Source organism: Burkholderia sp. AU45274, assembly GCF_030482505.1.
Taxonomy (GTDB): domain Bacteria; phylum Pseudomonadota; class Gammaproteobacteria; order Burkholderiales; family Burkholderiaceae; genus Burkholderia.
Map to the genome: position 1 here is coordinate 800233 of NZ_JAUJQE010000001.1, position 19300 is coordinate 819532.

Here is a 19300-nt window from a genome sequence, read left to right on the forward strand (position 1 = left end):
GCCATCACGATGCCGCCCATGAACCTCCTCGACCGTCAGCACACCCGGCGCGCCGCGTCCGCGGGCGCGGCCGATCTCGTCGCGGTCGTCGCCGATTCGGGCAGCGAGGACGTGATACGCCGCGTCACGCAGGAGCTGGCGATCACGCGCACCCAGCTGCAGCTTGGCACCTGCGACGATGCGATCCGGCTACTGCAGCAGTACGAGCGTTCGCCGCGCCAGCTCGTCATCGACGTGTCCGATTCGGTGCTGCCGGTGTCGGACCTGATGCGGCTCGCCGACGTGTGCGACCCGTCGGTGCGCGTCATCGCGATCGGCACGCAGAACGACGTCGGGCTGTTTCGCAACCTGCTCGGCATCGGCGTGCAGGACTACATCGTCAAGCCGCTGACCGTCGAGTTGATGCGGCGTGCGCTGACCGCGACGGAATCGGTCGTGCAGGCGCGCACCGGCAAGGTCGTGAGCTTTGTCGGCGCGCGCGGCGGCGTCGGCGCGACCACGATCACGGTGAGCCTCGCGCGCTTCCTGGCGAGCGAGAAGCGCCGCCGGGTGGCCTACGTCGACCTGAACCTGCATGGCGGCGGCGCGAACTCGATGTTCGGGCTGTCCAGCAACAACGGGCTGATCGAGTTGCTGAACATGGGGCAGCGTCCCGACGACGCGTTGTTCGAGCGCATGTTCGTGACGAAGGGCGACCGGCTGCACGTGCTGTCCGCCGAGCTGGCCTACGGCGCCGACGTCACGCTGGGCGACCAGGCCGTCGCGCGCCTGGTCGACATGCTGAAGGACCGTTTCCACTACGTGCTGTTCGACGTCGGCAGCGGCGCCGGCAAGCTGCTCGAGGACGCGCTCGTGGCGTCCGATCTCGTCCACGTCGTGGTCGACCGTTCGGTGCACGCCGCGTACGAAGCCGCGCGGCTCGTGCGCTTCGTGCGGGAACTGCCCGGCGAGCGGCTGCTGTCGATGGTGCTGAACAACCCGCTCGCCCCGGTCGCGGGCCGCGTCGAGCCGGTCGATTTCGAGGCGGCGTTCGGCGGCGCGACGCTGCACGAGCTGCCGCACGAGCCGCAGACGCTCGCCGTTGCCGAGAACCTCGGCGAGCCGATCGAAGGCGCGAAGCGCAACGGCTTCCTGGACCAGATCCGGCAGCTCGCGAACGGCATCACCGGCGAGCCGATGGTCGTCGCCGAGCCATGGTATGCGCGGCTCGTCAAGTGGAGGAAGGGAACGTGACGTTCGGCACCCGCAACCGGCCGCCGGCGGATCCTGTGCCGGCCGAGCCACCGGCCGCGACGCCCGCCGTGGCGCGCGAGGCCGCGCCATCGGCCCCGGCTCCGACCGCGGCGGACACGCCTGCACCGACACCGGCCCGTACACCCGTGGCGGCCGACACCCACGAGGCGCTGATCCGGTCGAGCAAGTTCGACGCGATCCGCAGCGCGGTGTTCGCGTCGATGAACATGTCGGCGGCGCTGATGAAGACGCGCGACGAAGTGCGCGCGGGCATCGAGCAGGTGGCCGCGCACACGGTCGAGCGCGAGCGCCTGAAGATCACGGCCGGCGAGCAGGTGCTGATCGTCGATGCGATCCTGAACGACATGTTCGGCGTCGGGCCGATCGAGCCGCTGCTCGCCGACGATTCGGTCACCGACATCCTCGTCAACGGGCCCGACCAGGTCTACGTCGAGCGCGCGGGCCGGCTCGAGCTCACGTCGCTGAAGTTCCGCGACGACGCGCATGTGGCGAGCGTCGCGCAGCGGATCGCGGCGGCGGTGGGGCGCCGCGTCGACGAGAGCAGCCCGATGGTCGATGCGCGGCTCGCCGACGGCAGCCGCGTGAACGTCGTGCTGCCGCCGATCGCGATGCGCGGCCCGTCGATCTCGATCCGCAAGTTCGCGAAGCGCGACATCACGCTCGCGCGGATGGCGCAGCAGGGCAACATTTCACATCCGATGCTGCAGGTGCTCAAGGTCGCGTGCGCGTGCCGGCTGAACATCGTGATCTCGGGCGGCACCGGCTCGGGCAAGACGACGTTGCTCAACGCGCTGTCGCAGCACATCGAGCAGCACGAACGGATCGTGACGATCGAGGATGCGGCCGAGCTGCAGTTGCTGCAGCCGCACGTCGTGAGCCTCGAGACACGGCCGGAGAATACCGAGGGGCTCGGCGGGATCTCGCAGCGCGATCTCGTGCGCAACGCGCTGCGGATGCGGCCCGACCGCATCATCCTCGGCGAGATTCGTGGCCCCGAGGCGTTCGACGTGCTGCAGGCGATGAACACGGGGCACGACGGCTCGATGACGACGATCCACGCGAATTCGCCGCGCGATGCGATCAGCCGGCTCGAGAGCATGGTCATGATGGCGAACGCGAACCTGCAGCTGCTGTCGATCCGGCGCCAGATCGCGAGCGCCGTGCACCTGTTCGTGCAGATCGAGCGGATGCGCGACGGCGTGCGGCGCGTCACGCGGATCACCGAGATCGTCGGGATGGAAGGCGAGGTGGTGATCACGCAGGATCTGTTCGCGTTCCGCCAGGAAGGCGACACGACGCGCGACGCGGTGAAGGGCGTGTTCGAGGCGTCGCCGTTGCGGCCGTCATTCGCGGCGCGCGCCGCGTACTACGGCGTCGAGGATGCGCTCACCGAGGTGTTCCGGCAATGAGGGCCGCCGACCTGTTCGCGGTGGGCGCGTTCGTGATGATCCTCGCGATCGGGCTCGTGCTGTCGTCGTGGTTCGATCGCGCGAGCCGCACGCCGGCCCAGCGCATCCGCGCGCGGATGCGCCGGCTGTCGCCGTCGCTCGCCGGGCGCGACGGGCTCGCCTCCGCCACGCCCGGGGTCGCGCTGTTCAACCTCGAGCGCCGCCAGGGCCGCCTGCGCGCGTGGCTGCAGCGCCGCGTGACGCGCGTGCGCGCGGTCGGCGGCAAGGGCGGCGTGCGGATCGTCGTCGCGAGCACGATCGCCGGCGCGATCGTTGCGATCGTCGCGGTGAAGCTGATCGGGCCGCCGGGCATCCTGCGTCCGCTGATCTACGTCGGGTTGCCGTTGGTCACGATGCGCGCCAGCTACCGTGCGCTGGTCGAGCGCTTCCGGATTCGTTTTCTCGAAGCGTTCCCCGACGCGATCGACGTGATCGTGCGGGCCGTGCGCGCGGGCATTCCGGTCACGCAGGCGATCAGCATGGTCGGCGACGGCGCGGCCGAGCCGGTGCGCGCGACGTTCCGCTCGATGGGCGACAGCCTGCGCGTCGGCGCGGATCTCAAGGACGTGCTGACGCAGGCGGCCGACCGGCTGATGATCGCGGACTTCTCGTTCTTCACCGTCTACCTGCTGCTGCAACGCGAGACCGGCGGCAGCCTCGGCGAAACGCTCGACGAGCTGTCGAGCATCATCCGCACGCGTCGCGACATCCGCCTGAAGACGCGCGCGCTGACCGCCGAAGGGCGCATCACGACGAACATTATTTCGGCGGTGCCGTTCGTGATGATCGGCGCGCTGTTCCTCGTGAACCGCGATTACGTGATGCTGCTGTTCACGACGCACCCGGGACACACGATGCTGACGATCGCGGCCGGGTTGCTGACGGTCGGCCTGCTGGTGATCCGCAAGATCTCGAAACTGGATACCGCGCGATGACGATGTCGATACTGGCTGCCCGTGGCCTCGAGTTGCTGTTGTTGCTCGGCTGTGTCGCGGTGGCGCTCGCCACGCCCGGCGGCGGCACCCGCCAACGGATCGCCGCGCGCGTGCGGCAGGCTGCCGGCCAGCATCCGCCGGCATCGATGGCGGGGTGGCTGCAGCCGGGTGGCGTCCGGCTGGATCTCACGCGCCGGCTCGCGCAGCTGGGCGAACGGTTGCCGGTGCTCGACCCGATGCAGCGCGTGAAGCTCGGCCTGCAGCTGACGCGCGCGGGCTTTCGCGAGCGCCGCGCGGCGTCGGTGATGATCGGGATCAAGCTGAGCTGCGGCGTGCTGTTCGCGTGCGGCGCGATCGTGTTCAGCCCGCTGATTCCGCGCTTCGGCGAATACTTCGTGATCCGCGCGCTGGCGATGATCGCCGCCTTCGTGATCGGCGTGATCGTGCCTGAATACGTGCTCGGCGTGATGATCCGGCGGCGGCGGCGGATCATCGCCGCGTGCTTTCCCGATGCGCTGGACCTGCTGGTGATCTGCACGATGGCCGGCAACAGTCTCGCGTCGGGCATCCGGCGCGTCGCGCACGAACTGGCGCGCATCTGCCCGCCGCTCGCCGACGAGCTGACCGTATGCGCGGACGAGCTGACGCTGAGCGGCGACGTGTCCGCGACGCTCGCGCATTTCGCGATGCGTGTCGATTTCACGTCGGCGCGCTCGCTCGCGACGACGCTGACGCAGTCGCAGCGGTTCGGCACGCCGATCACGCAGGCGCTGCGCACGCTGTCGCGCACCGAGCGCACCGAGCAGATCGTCGCGCTCGAGGAACGCGCCGCGAAGCTTGCGCCGAAGATCACGCTGCCGATGATGCTGTTCATCCTGCCGACGGTCTGCCTGATCGCGGCGGGCCCGGCGGCGATTCGCCTGCTCGAGGTGTTCAGATGACACGATCCGTCATACGCGCGTTCGCGCTCGCGGCCGTGCTGCCGGTGCTGGCCGGCGGCTGCGGCGCGCCGGGCGTCCAGACGCGGCCGGTGCTGTCGCACAAGAGCGACGACCCGCAGGCCGAACTGCGCATCGCCGACAGTGCACTGGCCGGCGGCAACGTCGATCTCGCGTCGACGCTGTACGAGAAGGTGCTCGCGAAGCATCCCGATTCGCTCGCGGCGCGCCTCGGGCTCGGCGACGTCAACTACCGCGCGGGCGACCTGGAGCGCGCGCGGATTCTCTATGACGAGGCGCAGCGGCAGGCACCCGCGGAACTCGGCCCGCAGCTCGGGCTCGCGCGCGTCGCGTTGCGGCAGCGGCGCCTCGATGAAGCCGCGCAGCGCTACCGCGACCTGCTCGCCGCGCAGCCGAACCATCCGCTCGCGGCGGAGGGGCTCGGCACCGTGCTCGACCTGCAGGGGCGTCATGCGGATGCGCAGGTCGTGTATCGCGACGCACTGCGCGCGCACCCTGACGCGCAGGGGCTGCGCGTCGACCTCGGGCTGTCGCTCGTGCTGAGCAACCGGCCGCGCGAAGGCGTGAACGTGCTGCTCGACGTCGCCGGGTTGCCGTCCGCGCCGTGGCAGGCGCGCCAGAACCTCGCGTTCGCGTACGGCGTGCTCGGCAACACCGATTCGGCGAAGAAGCTGCTGTCCGCGGAGTTGCCCGCGTCGGCGGTGGCCGACAACCTGCGCTTCTACCAGGCGGTGCGCGCGCGGCTGGCGTCGCGCGGGGGTGCCGGGGTGGTCGGCGGGGCCGGTAGCCCGCCGCCGCTGTCCGGCGCGGCGCTGGAGCCGGGTGTCGTACCACCGGGTGCGGGGGCCGCAAAATGACACGCGGGGCGATGGGCGCCCGCCACGCGCGCGGCGTCGTGTCCCTCGAGTTCGTGCTGATGCTGCCGTTCCTGCTGATGGTGCTGATCGGCATCATCGACACGAGCCTGCTCCTGTGCGACAAGGCCGTCATCACGAACGCGAGCCGCGAGGCGGCGCGCGCCGGCGTCATGCTGCGCGTGCCGATGCTGACCACGACGCAGATCGCGAACATCGCGCAGACCGCGATGCAGAACAGCCTGATCACCGGCGGCGCGGCGACGACACCGGCGGTGACCGTGACGCAGGCGAACGGCACGACGTCGGGCACCGCGCTGACGGTGACGGTGACCTACACGTATTCGGGGCTCGTGCTGGGCTCCGCGTTCAGCGCGCTCACCGGCCCGGTGACGGTCTCGGCGACGTCGGTGATGCTCTATGAATGACGTGACCGCCACGCCACCCGTCGGCGCCGAACGGCAGCGCGGTTCGGTCGCGCTGTTCTTCCTGCTGTTCCTGATTCCGCTGCTGTCGTTCGGCGCGCTGGCGATCGACATCGCGTGGGTCATCACGGTGAACAACCAGTTGCAGAACGCGGCCGACGCGGCCGCGCTCGCGGGGGCCGATGCGATGATGTCGCCGAGCGGCGGCGCGGTGAACTGGTCGCAGGCCGCGCCGGCGGCGAATGGGGTGATCGCGCAGCACTCGGCGGCCGGCGCGGCGCTGTCGACCGGCACGGTGACCACCGGATACTGGAACGTGACGCGCAACCCCGCCTCCATGCAGCCGACGACCATCACGCCGGGCCAGTACGACGTGCCGGCGGTGCAGGTCACCGTGTCGCGCGCGCCCGGCGTGAACGGCGGCTCGATTCCGCTGCTGCTCGGCGGGCTGCTGGGGATCCCCGGCGCATCCGACAGCGCGACCGCCGTGGCGGTGCTGGCGGCGCCGGGCGGGGTCGGGGCCGGCGGGCTGTTTCCGGTCGCGATCGACCAGTGCGTGTACAACCTGTACTGGAACGCGTCGACCAACCAGCCGCTGATCAATCCGCTGACGGGCCAGCCGTTCGAATTCTCGATCACGAACGGCCAGGTCTACGGCCTGCTGTGCATGGGTGGGCAGTGGACGTCGTTCCAGTCGAGCGCGACCGACACGACGACGATGGGCGGCCTGATGACAACCGGCAATCCGACGACGCTCAACATCGGCGACACCATCAATCTCGCGACCGGCGTGAAGGCGACGCTCTATACGTCGGTGCCGGTCGGCGCGACGGTGGTGCTGCCGGTCGTCACGCAGACGGCGACCAGCACCTCCGTGCCGATCGTCGCGTTCGCGCCGTTCCATATCGACGTGTCGCTGGGCGGCACATACAAGTACATCCAGGGCCATTTCGTCGCCGGCGTGAAGATGACCGGCGTCGCGACCGGCGTCGGGCCGTACTACGGCATCTACGTGCCGCCGCGGCTCGCGTTCTGAGCCTCCGGGCCGGCGCGGCGCAGCAGCACGAGGAGCGCGAACAGCGTCACGACCGGGCCGATCTGCGGCCCTTGCAGCCACGGGTTCAGGTATTCGACGGCCGGCAGCAGCCACATGAGCGCGATCGCGGTCTGCTCGCCGCGCAGCCAGCCGTCCTGCCAGCCGATCGCCAGCAGGCACGCGATCGCGATGCCGAGCCAGGCGAGCTCGTAGTGCCACACGTACGGGTTCGCCGCGAGCGTGGCGACGGCCAGCACCGCCGCACGCAAGCGGACGTCGCGTGAGCGTGTCCACACGATGCAGGCGGCGGCGATCGCCAGCGCCGCGATGCACGCTTGCCCTGCATACGCGGCGCCAGGCGGCAGGCCCGCGAGGCGGAGCGCGGCGAACGGCGCCGGCGACGCGAGCCAGAACACGATGCCTTGCTCGAGGAGGAGCGTGCGCGCGAGCGCCGTGCCGGCGACGAACAGGCGAAGCGATTCGACGCCGCAGATCAGGATGCTCAATGCGGTGAACGCGGCGGTGGCGAGCGCGGCCCACGCGATCGTGCGCCAGGCGCGCGTGGCGACCAGCACGAACGGGAACAGCAGCGCCATCTGCGGCTTCGCCGACAGCAGGCCGATGCAAAGGCCGGCCCACATCGGCCGACGGTCGGCCCAGCAGACGGCCAGCGCCGCGCACGACGCGGTGAGGAACGCGTTCTGCCCGAACATCCCGGTGACGAACACGCACGGGGCGGCGAGCAGCGCGAACGCGCCGACGCGCCGCAACCCGGGGAGCGCGCCGAGCCCCGATACGCGCGCTGCGGCGAATCCGAACACGACGATGCCGAACGCGACGAACAGCGGATAGCCGATCGCATAGGGCAGCAGCGCCAGCGGCGTTACGAGCAGCAGGTTGGTGGGCGGGTACAGCCACGCGACGAGGTCTTCGCGGCGGAACTGCGGGAACAGCTCGGCCGCCAGCCGCGAGAAGGTCGGCAGATCGTACGCTTGCCACGGCGAGCCGTGCAGCATCACGTACGACGCCGACCAGAACACCGCGTAGTCGGGGCCCGGGCGCGACGGCGCGGTGGCGGGCGCGTGACGGACGACGGCGATCCAGATCGCGACGAACAGCGCGTAGCACGCGAGCGCGACCGCGCTGTACGCGACGACGCGCCGGGGTGTCAGCCATGCGCGGACGGGAGGGACCGCCGATCGTATCGCTTGTCGGGGGAGATCCATGCGTCGTGCGCGCGGTTACTTGATGGACGCTTTCCGCGCGGCGCCGTGGCCGGTCGCGGCGGGCTGCGACGTTCGGCGGCGGGCCGCGTGCGTGCGCTTGAGCGGAAACTGCAGCAGCTGTGACGCCGGATGCGCGGCGGCGTCCCGCTGCGCGTGATAGCGCCGCCGCACGAGATAGACCGGTCGCTGCTTGGATTCGTGATAGATACGGCCGAGGTATTCGCCGATCACGCCGATGCCGATCAGCTGGATGCCGCCGATGAACAGCATCACGGAGATCAGCGACGCGTAGCCGTGCACGGGGTTGCCGAACAGCAGCGTGCGCATGACGATGAAGGCGCCGTAGACGAACGACAGCGCGGCGAACGCAAGGCCGATGTAGGTCCACACGCGCAGCGGCACGGTGCTGAAGCTGGTGATGCCTTCGAGCGCGAAGTTCCAGCGGCGCCATCCGGAGAATTTGGAGCGGCCGCCGCTGCGCGGCGCGCGCGTGTATTCGATGAGCTCGATGCGATAGCCGACCCACGCGAACAGGCCTTTCATGAAGCGCCGCCGCTCGGGCAGCGCGCGCAGCGCGTCGACGACCTGGCGATCCATCAGGCGGAAATCGCCGACGTTTTCGGGCATCTCGACTTCGGAAAGGTGGTTGTGCACGCGGTAGTAGAGCGCGGCGGCCACGCGCTGCATCAGCGGATCGCACCTGCGGTCGGTGCGCTTCGCGGCGACGACCTCGGCGCCGGCGAGCCAGCGCTCGACCATCGCGGGGATCAGCGCGGGCGGGTCCTGCAGGTCGGCGTCGATCAGGATCACGGCGGTGCCGGCGGCTTCGTCGATGCCGGCGGTGAGCGCGGCTTCCTTGCCGAAGCGCCGGGTGAGATCGACGATGCGCACGCGCGGGTCGCCGGCGGCGACGTCGATCAGCCGGCCGAGCGTGTCGTCGCGGCTGCCGTCGTTGATGCAGACGATCTCGAAACGGACCGACTCGACCGATTCGAGGATCGGCAGCGTCGTGGCAAAGAACGCGTCGATGGCTTCTTCCTCGTCATGGAACGGCACGACGAGCGAGACCAGTGGTTTTCTGGCATGCGCGGACATACGTCCCCCGAGAGATCCGGCCTGCGCTGCGCCGTATGGATCCGGTCGTCGCCGGCGACAGGCCGGACGACTGGCGTTCTGAACATTGTAGGCAGGAATCGGGGATTCGTAACACGAATCGATGCCGGCGCGGCAATGCGCGCGCGGACGCCAGGTCGACTGGCCGGACGTTGAGGCCGGCGGCGTTGTGCCGCGCGAGCGCGACTTGGTGCGTGATTGCCCGGCGCGACGCGCGGCGACCGGCTTACTGGGTCGCGGTCGCGGAAGGCCACGACGCCCCGCGCGCCGATGCATCCGGTTGTACGTCGATTCGCACGGCGGGCGATGTGCCGACGCCGTTCGCGCCGTCGACGTCGTGGACGGACGGCGGCCCGATCGTCGAGCGCTTGCCGTTCGCCGGATTCGAGCGCGACGGCGGGCGCGGCCCGTGGCGGGCCGTGCTGCACCGGGCCGTGCCGGCCGCGGGCGAGCGTTGCACGTTCAACCAGTCCGGCCCGGCGCTGCTGGTCGCCGCGATGCGCACGCTCGTCGCGTCGACGGTCGGTGACCTCGATATGGCGCGCCCACGTTGAACGCGGCCACGCGCGTCATCGTTCAGGCCGATACGCTCCGGATCGCGATCGATGCGACATCGACGCGCCGCGGCAGGATCGCGTCGGCCGCCGCGCGGTCGGCGACACGCTGCAGCACGTCGATGTCCGCGCCGCTGAGGCTGCGCTGCGCGAGCGCGGCCCGTCGCGCGATGTCGGTGGCCGCGTCGGGCGGCAGGCGCGTGAGCGACGCATAGACGCTCGCATAGTGGGCCGGATGCGCGAGCGCCCATTGGCCCGCGCGGGCGAGCCGCGCCAGCACGTCGGCGAGCGCCGCGCGCTTCGCGCGATCGTCGAGCGTCTCGACCGGCGACGTCAGGAACGCCAGCCCGGAATTGATGCCGCTGCCGTCGCGGACGATGCGTGCGCCGCGCCGGACCGCATGCCCGTAGTACGGATCGAACGTCGCCCAGATGCCGATCCGCTTCGCCTCGAACGCGGCGAACGCATCGACGGGCAGCACGAAGCGCACGTCGACATCGCGCGGCGCGAGGCCGTGTTCGCGCAGCGCGCCGTACAACTGGTACTGCGAGATGCTGCCGCGCGCGGACGACACGACGACGGTTTGCCCTTTCAGGTCGGCGACGGTGCGGACCGGCGAATCGGGCTGCACGACGATGCCGAGCGACGTCGGCGAGCCGACGCGCGTCGCGACGATCCGCAACGACGGGTCACCGAGCGCGGCGGTCAGCACGGGCAGGTCGCCGGCCGGCGCGAGATCGATCGCCCCTGCGCGCTGCGCCTCGAACAGCGGCGCGGCACCCTGGAAATTGGCCCAGCGGAACCGGTACGGCGTGCCGTCGAGCACGTGCGCGGCTTCCGCGAGCGCGCGCAGGCCGCCGGCCTGGTCGCCGAGCACGAGCGTCACGCCCGACAGGTCGGCGCCGGCCGCCTGGGCGGGCCGTGCGATGGCGCCGGCGAGCGGCGCGGCGGCGAGGGCGGCAAGACGCTGCAGCACGCGGCGGCGCGGCGGGGCGGAGGCGGGATTCATCGGCGGGGTGTCCTCGGTGATCCGCGCGCAGGCGGCGCGGCTGCCGGGCAGGTTACGGAATCGGTTTCCGGCCGACAAACATCGAATCGTGCAATGCATATTCGCGCGGCGATGGCCGACATCGCCGTCCTCGCCGCCCGCGCCGCACGCGGGTGTCAGGCGGGGCTTACGCGGCCGACGGAACCGTCCGCAGGAACGCGCGCACCGCCGGCGCCTTTTCGAAGCGCCGGTGCGCAAGCGCCAGTTCCGACGTGATCGGCTTGCCGGCGATCGGCCGGTACACGACGCCCGGCAGCGACACGCAGCCGGCGAGCGCATCGGGAATCACCGCCACCCAGCCGTTCACGGACACGCACGCGAGCACCGCGAGCAGGCCGCCCGGGCGGGCGGCGATCAGCGGTGCGAAGCGGCCGCGGCGCGCGACGTCGAGCGTGCCGCGCTCCTGTTCGGGCACCGCGAAGCGCGCGTCGGCGAGGTCGGCCGCGCGAATGGCCGACATCGACGCGTAGCGCGACCCGGCCGGCACGGCGGCGACGAACACGTCGCGCTGCAGCGTGACGACCCGCAGGCCGCCGGGCAGCGGCAGCGGCGGGCGCACGTACGCGAGGTCGAGCCGGCCCGTGTCGAGCTGGTTCGCGACGTCGTCCATCGGCACTTCGCGCAGGTTCAGCTCGATGCGCGGGTGCGCGTCACGAAACGCGCCGACGGTGCGCTGCAGCGTGCCCGAATAGACGGCGGACGACACGTAGCCGATCTCGATCCGGCCAAGCTCGCCGCGCTCGGCCAACGCAGCGAGTTCGCGGCCGCGCTGCAGGTGTTCGACCGCGGCGCGTGCCTCGGCGAGATAGGCCTCGCCGGCCGCGCTCAGCGTGACCGCGCGGCGCGACCGGTGAAAGAGGCGCACGCCGAGCACGCGTTCGGCCTCCTGGATCTGCCGCGTGAGCGCGGGCGGCGCCATGTCGAGCGCTTCGGCCGCGCGCGCGAAGTGCAGGTGCTGCGCGACGCTGAGGAACGCGCGTACGTGGCGGAATTCGAGCCGGTCCATGATTGCAATTTTCGTCAATAAAACAGCGTCGGCGTGTCAATGACAGGCAATACGGGCCAAGCCTAGCATACGGCTCGTCGATCCTGTTCCGGAGTAGCCGATGTCCCAGCCTTCCCCGGCGTCGCGCGCAGGCGCGGCTGCCGCCCCGCGCACGGGCGCCCGCCTGCCCGCCGCCGCGACGCTCGCCGTCGCGTCCGCCACCTGCTCACTGATCGTGCTCGACACGAACGTCGTCGCCGTGTCGCTGCCGAGCATCGCGCGCGGTTTCCATGCGAGCTTCGCCGAGATCGAATGGGTCGTGAGCGCGTACATGACCGCGTTCGCCGCTTGCCTGCTGCCGGCCGGCGGGCTCGCCGACCGCTTCGGGCGCAAGCGGATGCTCTTCACGGGGCTCGCGCTGTTCTTTTTCGCGTCGCTCGGCTGCGGCGTCGCGCCGACGGCCGGCTGGCTGATCGCCGCGCGGGCGGTGAAGGGCGGCGGCGCCGCGCTGCTGCTGACGGCCGCCCTCGCCGTGATCGCGAACTGTTTTCCGGACGGGCGCGAACGGGCGCGCGCGTGGGCGATCTGGGGCATGTGCATGGGGATCGCGACGGCCATCGCGCCGCTCGTCGGCGGCGCGATCACGCAATGGATCGGCTGGCGCTGGGTGTTCCTGCTGAACCTGCCCGTCTGCCTGCTGCTGGCGGCCGGTGCGCGTGTCGCGATCGACGAGTCGCGCGATCCGCACGCGAAGCGCGTGGACGCGGCCGGCAGCCTGCTGTTCGGCGCGGCGCTCGCGTGCGCGATCGCGGCCTTGATCGGCGCGCCGTCGCACGGCTGGCTGTCGGCCGCGACGCTCGGCCGGCTCGCGCTGGCCGCCGCGCTCGTCGCGGCGTTCATCGGCGCGGAGCGCTGGCAGGCGCGGCCGATGATCGATCTCGCGCTGTTCCGCCAGCCGCGCTTCGTCGGCGCCGTGCTGGCGATGTTCGGCTATGCGGCGTGCGCGCAGGTGATGATGACGTTCCTGCCGCTGTACCTGCAGAACGCATTCGGGATGTCGGCGATCGACGCGGGGCTCGGGATGCTGCCGTTTGCATTCGCGATGATCGCCGGGCCGTCGCTCGGCGCGGCGCTGGCCGCGCGCGTGTCGTCCGGCGGCGTGCTGGCGGGCGGGCTCGCGCTGATCGGCGCGGGCAACCTCGCGACCGCGGCGCTGACGGCCAGCGGCGACTACCGGCTCGTCGCGCTCGGCATGTTCGTGACGGGCTGCGGCGCGGGCATCATGAACGGCGACACGCAGAAGGCGATCATGGCGTGCGTGCCGCCGAACCGCACCGGCATGGCATCGGGCATCAGCACGACGACGCGCTTCTCGGCGATCGTGACGGCCGTCGGCGTGCTCGGCGCGGTGCTGGCGGCGAGCACGCAGGCGCGGCTCGACCGGTTGCTGTCCGCCGCGCCCGGCCTGCGCGCATTCGCCGATGCACAGTTCATGTCGAGCCTGCTGGCCGGCGACCTGGCGCGGGCGCTCGAGCGTGTGCCGCCGTCGGCCGCCGGTGTGCTCGCGCAGGCGGCGCCGGTCGCGTTCGCGAGCGGGTTCGCCGATGCGCTGACGGTGAGCGGCGGGCTCGCGCTCGCCGCCGCCGTCGTGGCCTACAAGTTGCTTGTGCAACCGATGCGCGACGGCGCGTGACGCCCGGGGCGGCTCGCGCCTCGCATTGGACGCGACCCGGCGGAACCATTAAGCTGGCGCGTTCCGGTTTCACGCAGCGTGTTCAAGATGTCAGCGACGATCGAGATTCTGTTGCCCGTGTTCGGGCTGATCGCGGCAGGGTTCCTGTGCCGCCGGCGCGGGGTGCTTGGGCCGGCCGCGGCCTCGGAACTCAACCGCTTCGTCGTGTGGCTCGCGCTGCCCGCGCTGCTGTTCCAGATCATGGCGCATGCATCGTGGCACCAGCTGTATCAGCCGGCTTTCGTTGCCACGTTCGCGCTGACCTGCGCGCTCGTATTCGTCGGCGTGCTCGCGTGGCGCCTGTTCGCGGGGCGCGGGCTCGCCGATGCGAGCATCGATGCAATCGCCGCGTCGTATCCGAATACCGGCTATCTCGGCTTCCCGCTGTGCCTGCTCGCATTCGGCACCGACAGCCTCACACCGACCACGATCGCGACCATCCTCGTGGCGTGCGTGCTGTTCGCCGGCGCGATCGTGCTGATCGAGGTCGGGCTGCAGCGCGATCGCGCACCGTTGCGGCTGATGTGGAAAGTGGTCGGCGCGCTGCTGCGCAACCCGCTGATCGTCGCGCCGCTGGCCGGCGTTTGCGTGTCGGCCGCGCAGGTGCCGCTCGGTGCGCCGGTCGATACCTTCCTGAAGCTGCTCGGTGCGGCCGCGAGCCCGTGTGCGCTCGTCAGCCTCGGGCTGTTTCTCGCGGAGAAGCGCGAAGTGTCCGGCGCCGCACCGCGGGGCAGCCTCGCACTGACGGCGGTGAAGCTGTTCGTGCAGCCCGCGCTCGCGTGGTGGCTTGGCGTGCGCGTGTTCGCGCTGCCGCCGGTGCTCGCGCAGATCGCGGTCGTGCTCGCCGCGTTGCCCACGGGTACCGGGCCGTACATGCTGGCCGAGTTCTACGGGCGTGAAGCGCAGGTGACGTCGCGCACGATCCTGTTGTCGACGCTCGGGTCGATCGCGTCGCTGTCGGTGTTGCTCGCGCTGGCGCGGCACGTCTGACGCGGCCCGTCCTTTCAACGCATCACGTCGGCCCTTCAGCCCTTCAGCGCATCGCGATCGATCTGCGCATCGTGCAGGTCGCGTGTTGCGTTGCGCAGCTTGGCCTGCTTGTCGTCGAGCTTGCGCTGCGCCTTGCCCAGCTTCTTCGCATCGCCGAGCGCTTCGGCTTCATGGACGCGTGCCTGCGCTTCGTGCACCTCGTCCTGCGCGCGCTGGAGATCCCGCTGCTTGTCGGCGACCTTGCGTTCGGCGCGCGCGAGCTGGCCGGCGTCCGTGCAGTGGGCCTTGACCTGGTCGAGCGCGGCTTGCTGGCGCATCGCCTGTGGCGCGTTGCCGAACCGCTTCGCGTTGTCGATCTGCGTGTGCAACGCCCGGATGCGCGTCGCGCAGTCTTGCGTATCGGCGAATGCGCCGGTACTTGCGAGCAGCGCGACCGGAACGGCCAGCGCAACGAGTGTCTTCTTCATGCGGTTTTCCTCGATAGGGGGCGACGGCGGGCGTCCGCGATGCAGATCGCCATCCGCCAAGGTTTGAGGCGTCATTCTGACGATTCGGTGCGGACCGGGTAAATAGGACGGGTCTGACTTGCCGCGACTGCGAGGATCGCTCCGGCTTGCGTATGACGCGCGTCAATGCGACTTCGTCGCGAGGCGGTGGATGCGTGCCGCATGGGGGACACGCCGAGGGTGCGATGCATGGCAATGCGTCGCCTGCCTGCGGCGCGTGCGTCGCGCGGGTTCGGGGGTATCGGCCGAGACCGGTGTGCTATTTCGTGCGTTCACGTCCACGACTGCACCGGCGGCCACCGCCGCCACCGCCGGTTGCATCGCCTCGGCATCGAGCCACGCACGCGTCGCTTCCGCGATCAGCCCGCGCAACCAGCGCACGCCCTCGACGCACTCGCCCGATTCGTTCCAGGTCATCCGGTACACGATGTCCGGCGGTTCGGCCGGCAGCGCGACGGCGGCGAGCGGCAGCAGCTTCGCGTAGTGCCGCGCGAGCCGGTACGTGGTGGTCAGCAGCATGTCGGTGCGCACGAGCGCATGCGCGGCGAGTTCGAAGTGCGGCAGCGTGACGACGATCCGCCGCTGCAGGCCCACGCGTTCGAGCTGCCTGTCGATCGCGCCGGACGCCTCGAGCCACGACGGTGTCGGGCACAGCTGCGGCGCGTCGGCAAACTCGGCCGACGTCATCGCGCCGCGCCGCGCGAGCGGATGGGTCGCGCGCATCAGGCACACGACGCGATCGTCGAACAGGTCGTCCTGCCGGAACCGCGACGCGCGCGCCGGGCGATTGTCGATCACGATGTCGAGCTCGCCGTCGGCCAGCGCGCGCTCGTCGTCGAAGCCGTCGCCGAGCGGATGGAACACGAGTTGCGCGTCCGGCGCGCGTTCGCGGAACAGCGCGACGAGCTTCGGCACGAACAGCACGTTCAGGTAGTCGGGGCAGCCGATCCGGTAGGTGCGCACCGACGTGCGCGCGTCGAACCTCGGCTGCTGGATGCGGATGAAGTCGATCACACGCAGCGCGTTGCGCAACGGTTCGATCAGCCGCGCGCCGAATTCGGTCGGCACCATCCCGTAGCGGCTGCGCACCAGCAGCGGATCGCCGAGCAGCGTGCGCAGGCGCTTGAGCGCGGCGCTGGTGGCCGGCTGCGACATGTTCAGGCGCACGGCCGCACGCGACACGGTGCGCTCGGTCAGCAGCACGAGCAGGATGCGCATCAGCCGCGCATCGAGCACGTCGAGCGCGCCCGCGGCGTCGGACGCGTCGCGGGGCAGGGCGTTAGGGTCTAGCGGGTCCCGCATGCCGATTCGCCTCCCGGCGCCCCGACGCCCGAGTGCGACGCAGCAGCGGGCCGGCGCCGCGTCATTGTGCGAAGGTGCCCGGCCAGCCGACGATCCGCTTCGGGCGCGGCGGCGCGTACGTGCGGACTTTCGACGTCTTCAGCTTCAGGCGCACCAGCGACTCGGCGAGCGCCACCGCGGCCGAGACGCCGTCGACGACCGGCACGCCCGTGCATTCCTCGATCTGCCGGTCGAGGCCGGCCATTCCGCCGCAGCCGAGGCAGATCACTTCCGCGTGATCGTCCTGCACCGCGCGCTGCGCCTGGCCGACGATCGACTCGATCGCGCGGGCCGGATTCTCCTCGAGCTCGAGCACCGCGAGGCCGCTTGCACGCACCGACGCACAGCGTGCGTCGAGCCCGGCGAGCTTCAGGCGATCCTCGATCAGCGGCACCGTGCGGTCGAGCGTCGTGACGACCGAGTAGCGATGGCCGAGCAGCATCGCGACGCTCGCGGCCGCTTCGGTGATGTCGACGACCGGCACCGTCAGCAGTTCCTGCAGGCCTTCGCGGCCATGTTCGCCGTAGCCGGCCTGAATCACCGCGTCGTACGGCTCGTCGTAGCGCATCACGCGATCCATCACGGCGATCGCCGCGAGGTAGCTCTCGAAGTTGCCTTCGATCGACTCCGCGCCGAAGTGGGGCGTCAGCCCGACGATCTCCGTGCCCGGCGACGCGGCGGCCTGCGCCTGCGCGGCGATCGCGTCGGTGATCGACTCGGTCGTGTTGACGTTGACTACCAGGATCCTCATTGCGACTCCGTATGCAGGTGTGTCAGTGTTGGGTGCAGGCGACCGCGATGGATTCGCCCGAACGCGCTTCGTAGTGCCGGTTGCGATCGGCCAGCAGCCAGTACACGCTGCCCGCGATGGCCGCGCCGAGCAGCCACGAGAACGGCGTCATCGCGCTGAAGGCCGGCACGACGGCGAGCGTGATCGAGATCAGCGCGGACGGCACCAGCGCCGCGAGCGCCTTGCGGTTCACGCCGCGCGTGTAGAAGTAGGCGCCGGTCGGCGCCTCGGTATAGAGGTCGGGCACGTTCACGCGCTGCTTGCGCACGAGCCAGTAGTCGACCGTGATGATCCCGTACAGCGGGCCGAGCAGCGCGCCGAGGCCGGACAGGAAGTAGACGATCACGATCGGGCTGTTGTACAGGTTCCACGGCAGGATCAGCACGGCGATCGTCGCGCTGATCAGGCCCGCGCGGCGGAACGACAGGCGATGCGGCGCGAGGCTCGTCAGCACGAAGGCCGGCGCGACGAAGTTCGCCATGATGTTCACCGCGACCGTCACGATCAGGAACGCGAGGCAGCCGAGCACGAGGAACAGCTTGTTCGGCACCGTCGCGATGATCTCCGTCGGGCTGTGGATGATGTGGCCGTTCAGCTTGAACTGCGCGCCGGCGAGCACGAAGCTGATCGTCGCGAACACGAGGATGTTGACCGGCAGGCCCCAGAAGTTGCCCACGCGCACCGTCTTCGCGCTCGGCGACGAGCGCGCGAAATCGCAGAAGTTGAGCACCAGCGTGCCGTAGATCGCGAGCCACAGCGAGCCGCCCGCGAAGATCTCCGTCCACATCCTGAAGCCGGTCAGCGGCTTGCCGATCGACATCGCGAGATGGCCGCCGGTGCGGCTGACCATCCATGCGGCGAGCGACAGCGTCGTGACGAGGATCACCGGGCCGGCGAGCCCCTCGTACTTGCGGACCATTTCCATCCCGTACGTGAGGATGCCGATCTGCACGAGCCAGATCGCGACGAACGTGACCCAGCCGAGCGTCGACAGCCCGAAGATCGCGTTCTGGTCGAAGGCGGCGAGGCCCGGCCAGATCGCGGCGAGCAGCACGCGCAGCACGACCGATGCGAGATAGGTCTGGATCCCGAACCATGCGATCGCGATCACCGCGCGGATCATCGCGGGCAGCAGCGCGCCGTAGATGCCGAAGCTCATCCGGCTGATCACCGGGAACGGCACGCCGGTCTTCTGGCCCATGTAGCCGGTGAGGTTCATGAAGCAGTAGACGAGCACCGCGCCGATCGCGAGCGATGCGAGCATCTGCCAGCCCGACAGGCCGAGCGCGAACAGCCCGATCGCGAACGAGTAGTTCGCGATGTTGTGCACGTCGTTGGTCCACAGCGCAAAGATGCTGTAGCGGCCCCACGTCCGGCCCTCGGCCTTGGTCGGCGCGAGGTCGGCGTTGTGCAGCCGCGGGCTCAGCGCGGGGTCGCGCGCGGCCGAATCGGTTCGATGCGATGCGTCGTCCGCGCCGAGCACGATGCCCGGGCGGTGGGTGGCTTCCAGTTGCACGCCGTTGTCTCCTTCCATGTGCGGGGCGCGAAACCGGCTGCGTGGGAACGCTGCGCCGGCACGGCCGCCGTGGACGTTATGTCTCGGATTTGTTCGCGAGTATGGAAGGCCCGCAAGGCGATGGGAAATTAAATATTCGGCTGGGCGTCATTTGGAAAATGAATGGAAGCGCGCGGCTGCGGCGGCCCGGCGCGGCACGCGAATTGCGCGCCTGCGGGTTCCATCCACATCGACATCAGCGGAGGTGTCATGCAGCGATATTCACTTCGACATGTATCGCGAGCCGTCTTCGCCGGCATCCTGATTGCGGGCCTGGCGGCAGGTGCGGGCTGCCAGAAGAAGAGCGAGAACGGTGGTGCAAGCTCGGAATCGAGCGCCACGGGCGGCATGTCGGCCGCACCGTCCACCGCGCCGTCGGGTACGCCGAGTAGCGGGGCGGCCGGCAGCAGCGGCGACAGCGGCGCGAGCACGCCGGGCGCGGCTTCCGCGCCGGGCGGCGCGAGCGGCGGCTGACGCGCGGCTGACGCGTGTCTGACGCGTGGGGCGGACGTCGTGCCGGCTGCGCGCGGGCGCGCCGTCCGGATGAAG

General features: G+C 70.6%; 19 protein-coding genes. 11 read left to right on the plus strand and 8 right to left on the minus strand.

Annotated features, from left to right (window positions below; all coding sequences use genetic code 11):
• Nucleotides 1-9: 9 nt before the first annotated feature.
• Genes QZM35_RS03670 through QZM35_RS03700 form a run of 7 tightly spaced genes read left to right on the plus strand, consistent with a single transcriptional unit; the run spans nt 10 to nt 6911 of the window.
• Nucleotides 10-1233, plus strand: a complete 1224-nt coding sequence (locus QZM35_RS03670) for an AAA family ATPase (RefSeq protein WP_089427882.1) — start codon at nt 10-12, stop codon at nt 1231-1233.
• A complete protein-coding gene (locus QZM35_RS03675) occupies nt 1230-2663 on the plus strand; it encodes a CpaF family protein (RefSeq protein WP_089429140.1) in 1434 nt (477 codons plus the stop codon). Before QZM35_RS03670 ends, QZM35_RS03675 begins: the two co-directional genes overlap by 4 nt.
• Entirely contained in the window at nt 2660-3637 is a 978-nt protein-coding gene (locus tag QZM35_RS03680; RefSeq protein WP_089427881.1) for a type II secretion system F family protein, read from the plus strand. The genes QZM35_RS03675 and QZM35_RS03680 overlap by 4 nt, the downstream gene beginning before the upstream one ends.
• Entirely contained in the window at nt 3634-4578 is a 945-nt protein-coding gene (locus QZM35_RS03685) for a type II secretion system F family protein (RefSeq protein WP_089427880.1), read from the plus strand. The genes QZM35_RS03680 and QZM35_RS03685 overlap by 4 nt, the downstream gene beginning before the upstream one ends.
• Complete coding sequence (locus QZM35_RS03690; RefSeq protein WP_089427879.1) at nt 4575-5453, plus strand: lipopolysaccharide assembly protein LapB; 879 nt, start codon at nt 4575-4577, stop codon at nt 5451-5453. Before QZM35_RS03685 ends, QZM35_RS03690 begins: the two co-directional genes overlap by 4 nt.
• Nucleotides 5450-5878 carry a TadE/TadG family type IV pilus assembly protein gene (locus QZM35_RS03695; RefSeq protein WP_089427878.1) on the plus strand — a complete coding sequence of 143 codons (429 nt, stop codon included), beginning with the start codon at nt 5450-5452 and terminating at the stop codon, nt 5876-5878. Before QZM35_RS03690 ends, QZM35_RS03695 begins: the two co-directional genes overlap by 4 nt.
• The gene (locus QZM35_RS03700) at nt 5871-6911 is read left to right on the plus strand and encodes a TadG family pilus assembly protein (RefSeq protein WP_089432434.1); all 1041 of its coding nucleotides are present in this window, start codon (nt 5871-5873) and stop codon (nt 6909-6911) included. The genes QZM35_RS03695 and QZM35_RS03700 overlap by 8 nt, the downstream gene beginning before the upstream one ends.
• Here QZM35_RS03700 and QZM35_RS03705 read toward each other — a convergent pair.
• A complete protein-coding gene (locus tag QZM35_RS03705) occupies nt 6884-8137 on the minus strand; it encodes a glycosyltransferase family 87 protein (RefSeq protein ID WP_089432435.1) in 1254 nt (417 codons plus the stop codon). The two genes, QZM35_RS03700 and QZM35_RS03705, sit on opposite strands and share 28 nt — an antisense overlap.
• Nucleotides 8138-8152: 15 nt before the next feature.
• Entirely contained in the window at nt 8153-9232 is a 1080-nt protein-coding gene (locus QZM35_RS03710; RefSeq protein ID WP_089432436.1) for a glycosyltransferase family 2 protein, read from the minus strand.
• A gap of 212 nt (nt 9233-9444) precedes the next feature.
• Between QZM35_RS03710 and QZM35_RS03715 the strand changes: the two genes are divergently transcribed.
• On the plus strand, nt 9445-9804 hold the full coding sequence (locus tag QZM35_RS03715) for a phage protein NinX family protein (protein ID WP_089432437.1): 360 nt from the start codon (nt 9445-9447) through the stop codon (nt 9802-9804).
• Nucleotides 9805-9826: 22 nt separating this feature from the next.
• On the opposite strand, the gene QZM35_RS03720 is transcribed toward QZM35_RS03715, so the two are convergent.
• Complete coding sequence (locus QZM35_RS03720; RefSeq protein ID WP_301775409.1) at nt 9827-10813, minus strand: ABC transporter substrate-binding protein; 987 nt, start codon at nt 10811-10813, stop codon at nt 9827-9829.
• Nucleotides 10814-10979: 166 nt separating this feature from the next.
• The gene (locus tag QZM35_RS03725) at nt 10980-11858 is read right to left on the minus strand and encodes a LysR family transcriptional regulator (protein ID WP_089427872.1); all 879 of its coding nucleotides are present in this window, start codon (nt 11856-11858) and stop codon (nt 10980-10982) included.
• 100 nt (nt 11859-11958) lie between these two features.
• Between QZM35_RS03725 and QZM35_RS03730 the strand changes: the two genes are divergently transcribed.
• Complete coding sequence (locus QZM35_RS03730; RefSeq protein ID WP_301775410.1) at nt 11959-13530, plus strand: MFS transporter; 1572 nt, start codon at nt 11959-11961, stop codon at nt 13528-13530.
• Between the two features lie 87 nt (nt 13531-13617).
• Nucleotides 13618-14559 (plus strand): AEC family transporter, encoded by a 942-nt coding sequence (locus QZM35_RS03735; protein WP_089433282.1) that lies wholly within the window; start codon nt 13618-13620, stop codon nt 14557-14559.
• Between the two features lie 35 nt (nt 14560-14594).
• Here QZM35_RS03735 and QZM35_RS03740 read toward each other — a convergent pair whose 3' ends face one another.
• The 4 genes from QZM35_RS03740 to QZM35_RS03755 form a co-directional block, all read right to left on the minus strand.
• Nucleotides 14595-15026, minus strand: a complete 432-nt coding sequence (locus tag QZM35_RS03740; RefSeq protein ID WP_089429138.1) for a DUF1090 family protein — start codon at nt 15024-15026, stop codon at nt 14595-14597.
• 162 nt (nt 15027-15188) lie between these two features.
• Nucleotides 15189-16367 (minus strand): LysR family transcriptional regulator, encoded by a 1179-nt coding sequence (locus QZM35_RS03745; protein WP_174971871.1) that lies wholly within the window; start codon nt 16365-16367, stop codon nt 15189-15191.
• 61 nt (nt 16368-16428) lie between these two features.
• The gene (locus QZM35_RS03750; RefSeq protein WP_089432441.1) at nt 16429-17157 is read right to left on the minus strand and encodes an aspartate/glutamate racemase family protein; all 729 of its coding nucleotides are present in this window, start codon (nt 17155-17157) and stop codon (nt 16429-16431) included.
• A gap of 22 nt (nt 17158-17179) precedes the next feature.
• Nucleotides 17180-18730 (minus strand): NCS1 family nucleobase:cation symporter-1, encoded by a 1551-nt coding sequence (locus QZM35_RS03755; protein ID WP_301775411.1) that lies wholly within the window; start codon nt 18728-18730, stop codon nt 17180-17182.
• A gap of 231 nt (nt 18731-18961) precedes the next feature.
• Between QZM35_RS03755 and QZM35_RS03760 the strand changes: the two genes are divergently transcribed.
• A complete protein-coding gene (locus QZM35_RS03760) occupies nt 18962-19225 on the plus strand; it encodes a hypothetical protein (RefSeq protein WP_174971865.1) in 264 nt (87 codons plus the stop codon).
• Nucleotides 19226-19300 lie beyond the last annotated feature (75 nt).

What these genes read in the sequence shown, in the direction of transcription:
- QZM35_RS03710 (WP_089432436.1), bottom strand. Translation starts at nt 9,232, where the DNA reads ATGTCCGCGCATGCCAGAAAACCACTGGTCTCGCTCGTCGTGCCGTTC.
- QZM35_RS03720 (WP_301775409.1), bottom strand. Translation starts at nt 10,813, where the DNA reads ATGAATCCCGCCTCCGCCCCGCCGCGCCGCCGCGTGCTGCAGCGTCTT.
- QZM35_RS03685 (WP_089427880.1), top strand. Translation starts at nt 3,634, where the DNA reads ATGACGATGTCGATACTGGCTGCCCGTGGCCTCGAGTTGCTGTTGTTG.
- QZM35_RS03740 (WP_089429138.1), bottom strand. Translation starts at nt 15,026, where the DNA reads ATGAAGAAGACACTCGTTGCGCTGGCCGTTCCGGTCGCGCTGCTCGCA.
- QZM35_RS03670 (WP_089427882.1), top strand. Translation starts at nt 10, where the DNA reads ATGCCGCCCATGAACCTCCTCGACCGTCAGCACACCCGGCGCGCCGCG.
- QZM35_RS03690 (WP_089427879.1), top strand. Translation starts at nt 4,575, where the DNA reads ATGACACGATCCGTCATACGCGCGTTCGCGCTCGCGGCCGTGCTGCCG.
- QZM35_RS03735 (WP_089433282.1), top strand. Translation starts at nt 13,618, where the DNA reads ATGTCAGCGACGATCGAGATTCTGTTGCCCGTGTTCGGGCTGATCGCG.
- QZM35_RS03705 (WP_089432435.1), bottom strand. Translation starts at nt 8,137, where the DNA reads ATGGATCTCCCCCGACAAGCGATACGATCGGCGGTCCCTCCCGTCCGC.
- QZM35_RS03700 (WP_089432434.1), top strand. Translation starts at nt 5,871, where the DNA reads ATGAATGACGTGACCGCCACGCCACCCGTCGGCGCCGAACGGCAGCGC.
- QZM35_RS03695 (WP_089427878.1), top strand. Translation starts at nt 5,450, where the DNA reads ATGACACGCGGGGCGATGGGCGCCCGCCACGCGCGCGGCGTCGTGTCC.
- QZM35_RS03730 (WP_301775410.1), top strand. Translation starts at nt 11,959, where the DNA reads ATGTCCCAGCCTTCCCCGGCGTCGCGCGCAGGCGCGGCTGCCGCCCCG.
- QZM35_RS03745 (WP_174971871.1), bottom strand. Translation starts at nt 16,367, where the DNA reads ATGCGGGACCCGCTAGACCCTAACGCCCTGCCCCGCGACGCGTCCGAC.
- QZM35_RS03760 (WP_174971865.1), top strand. Translation starts at nt 18,962, where the DNA reads ATGCAGCGATATTCACTTCGACATGTATCGCGAGCCGTCTTCGCCGGC.
- QZM35_RS03750 (WP_089432441.1), bottom strand. Translation starts at nt 17,157, where the DNA reads ATGAGGATCCTGGTAGTCAACGTCAACACGACCGAGTCGATCACCGAC.
- QZM35_RS03755 (WP_301775411.1), bottom strand. Translation starts at nt 18,730, where the DNA reads ATGGAAGGAGACAACGGCGTGCAACTGGAAGCCACCCACCGCCCGGGC.
- QZM35_RS03680 (WP_089427881.1), top strand. Translation starts at nt 2,660, where the DNA reads ATGAGGGCCGCCGACCTGTTCGCGGTGGGCGCGTTCGTGATGATCCTC.
- QZM35_RS03725 (WP_089427872.1), bottom strand. Translation starts at nt 11,858, where the DNA reads ATGGACCGGCTCGAATTCCGCCACGTACGCGCGTTCCTCAGCGTCGCG.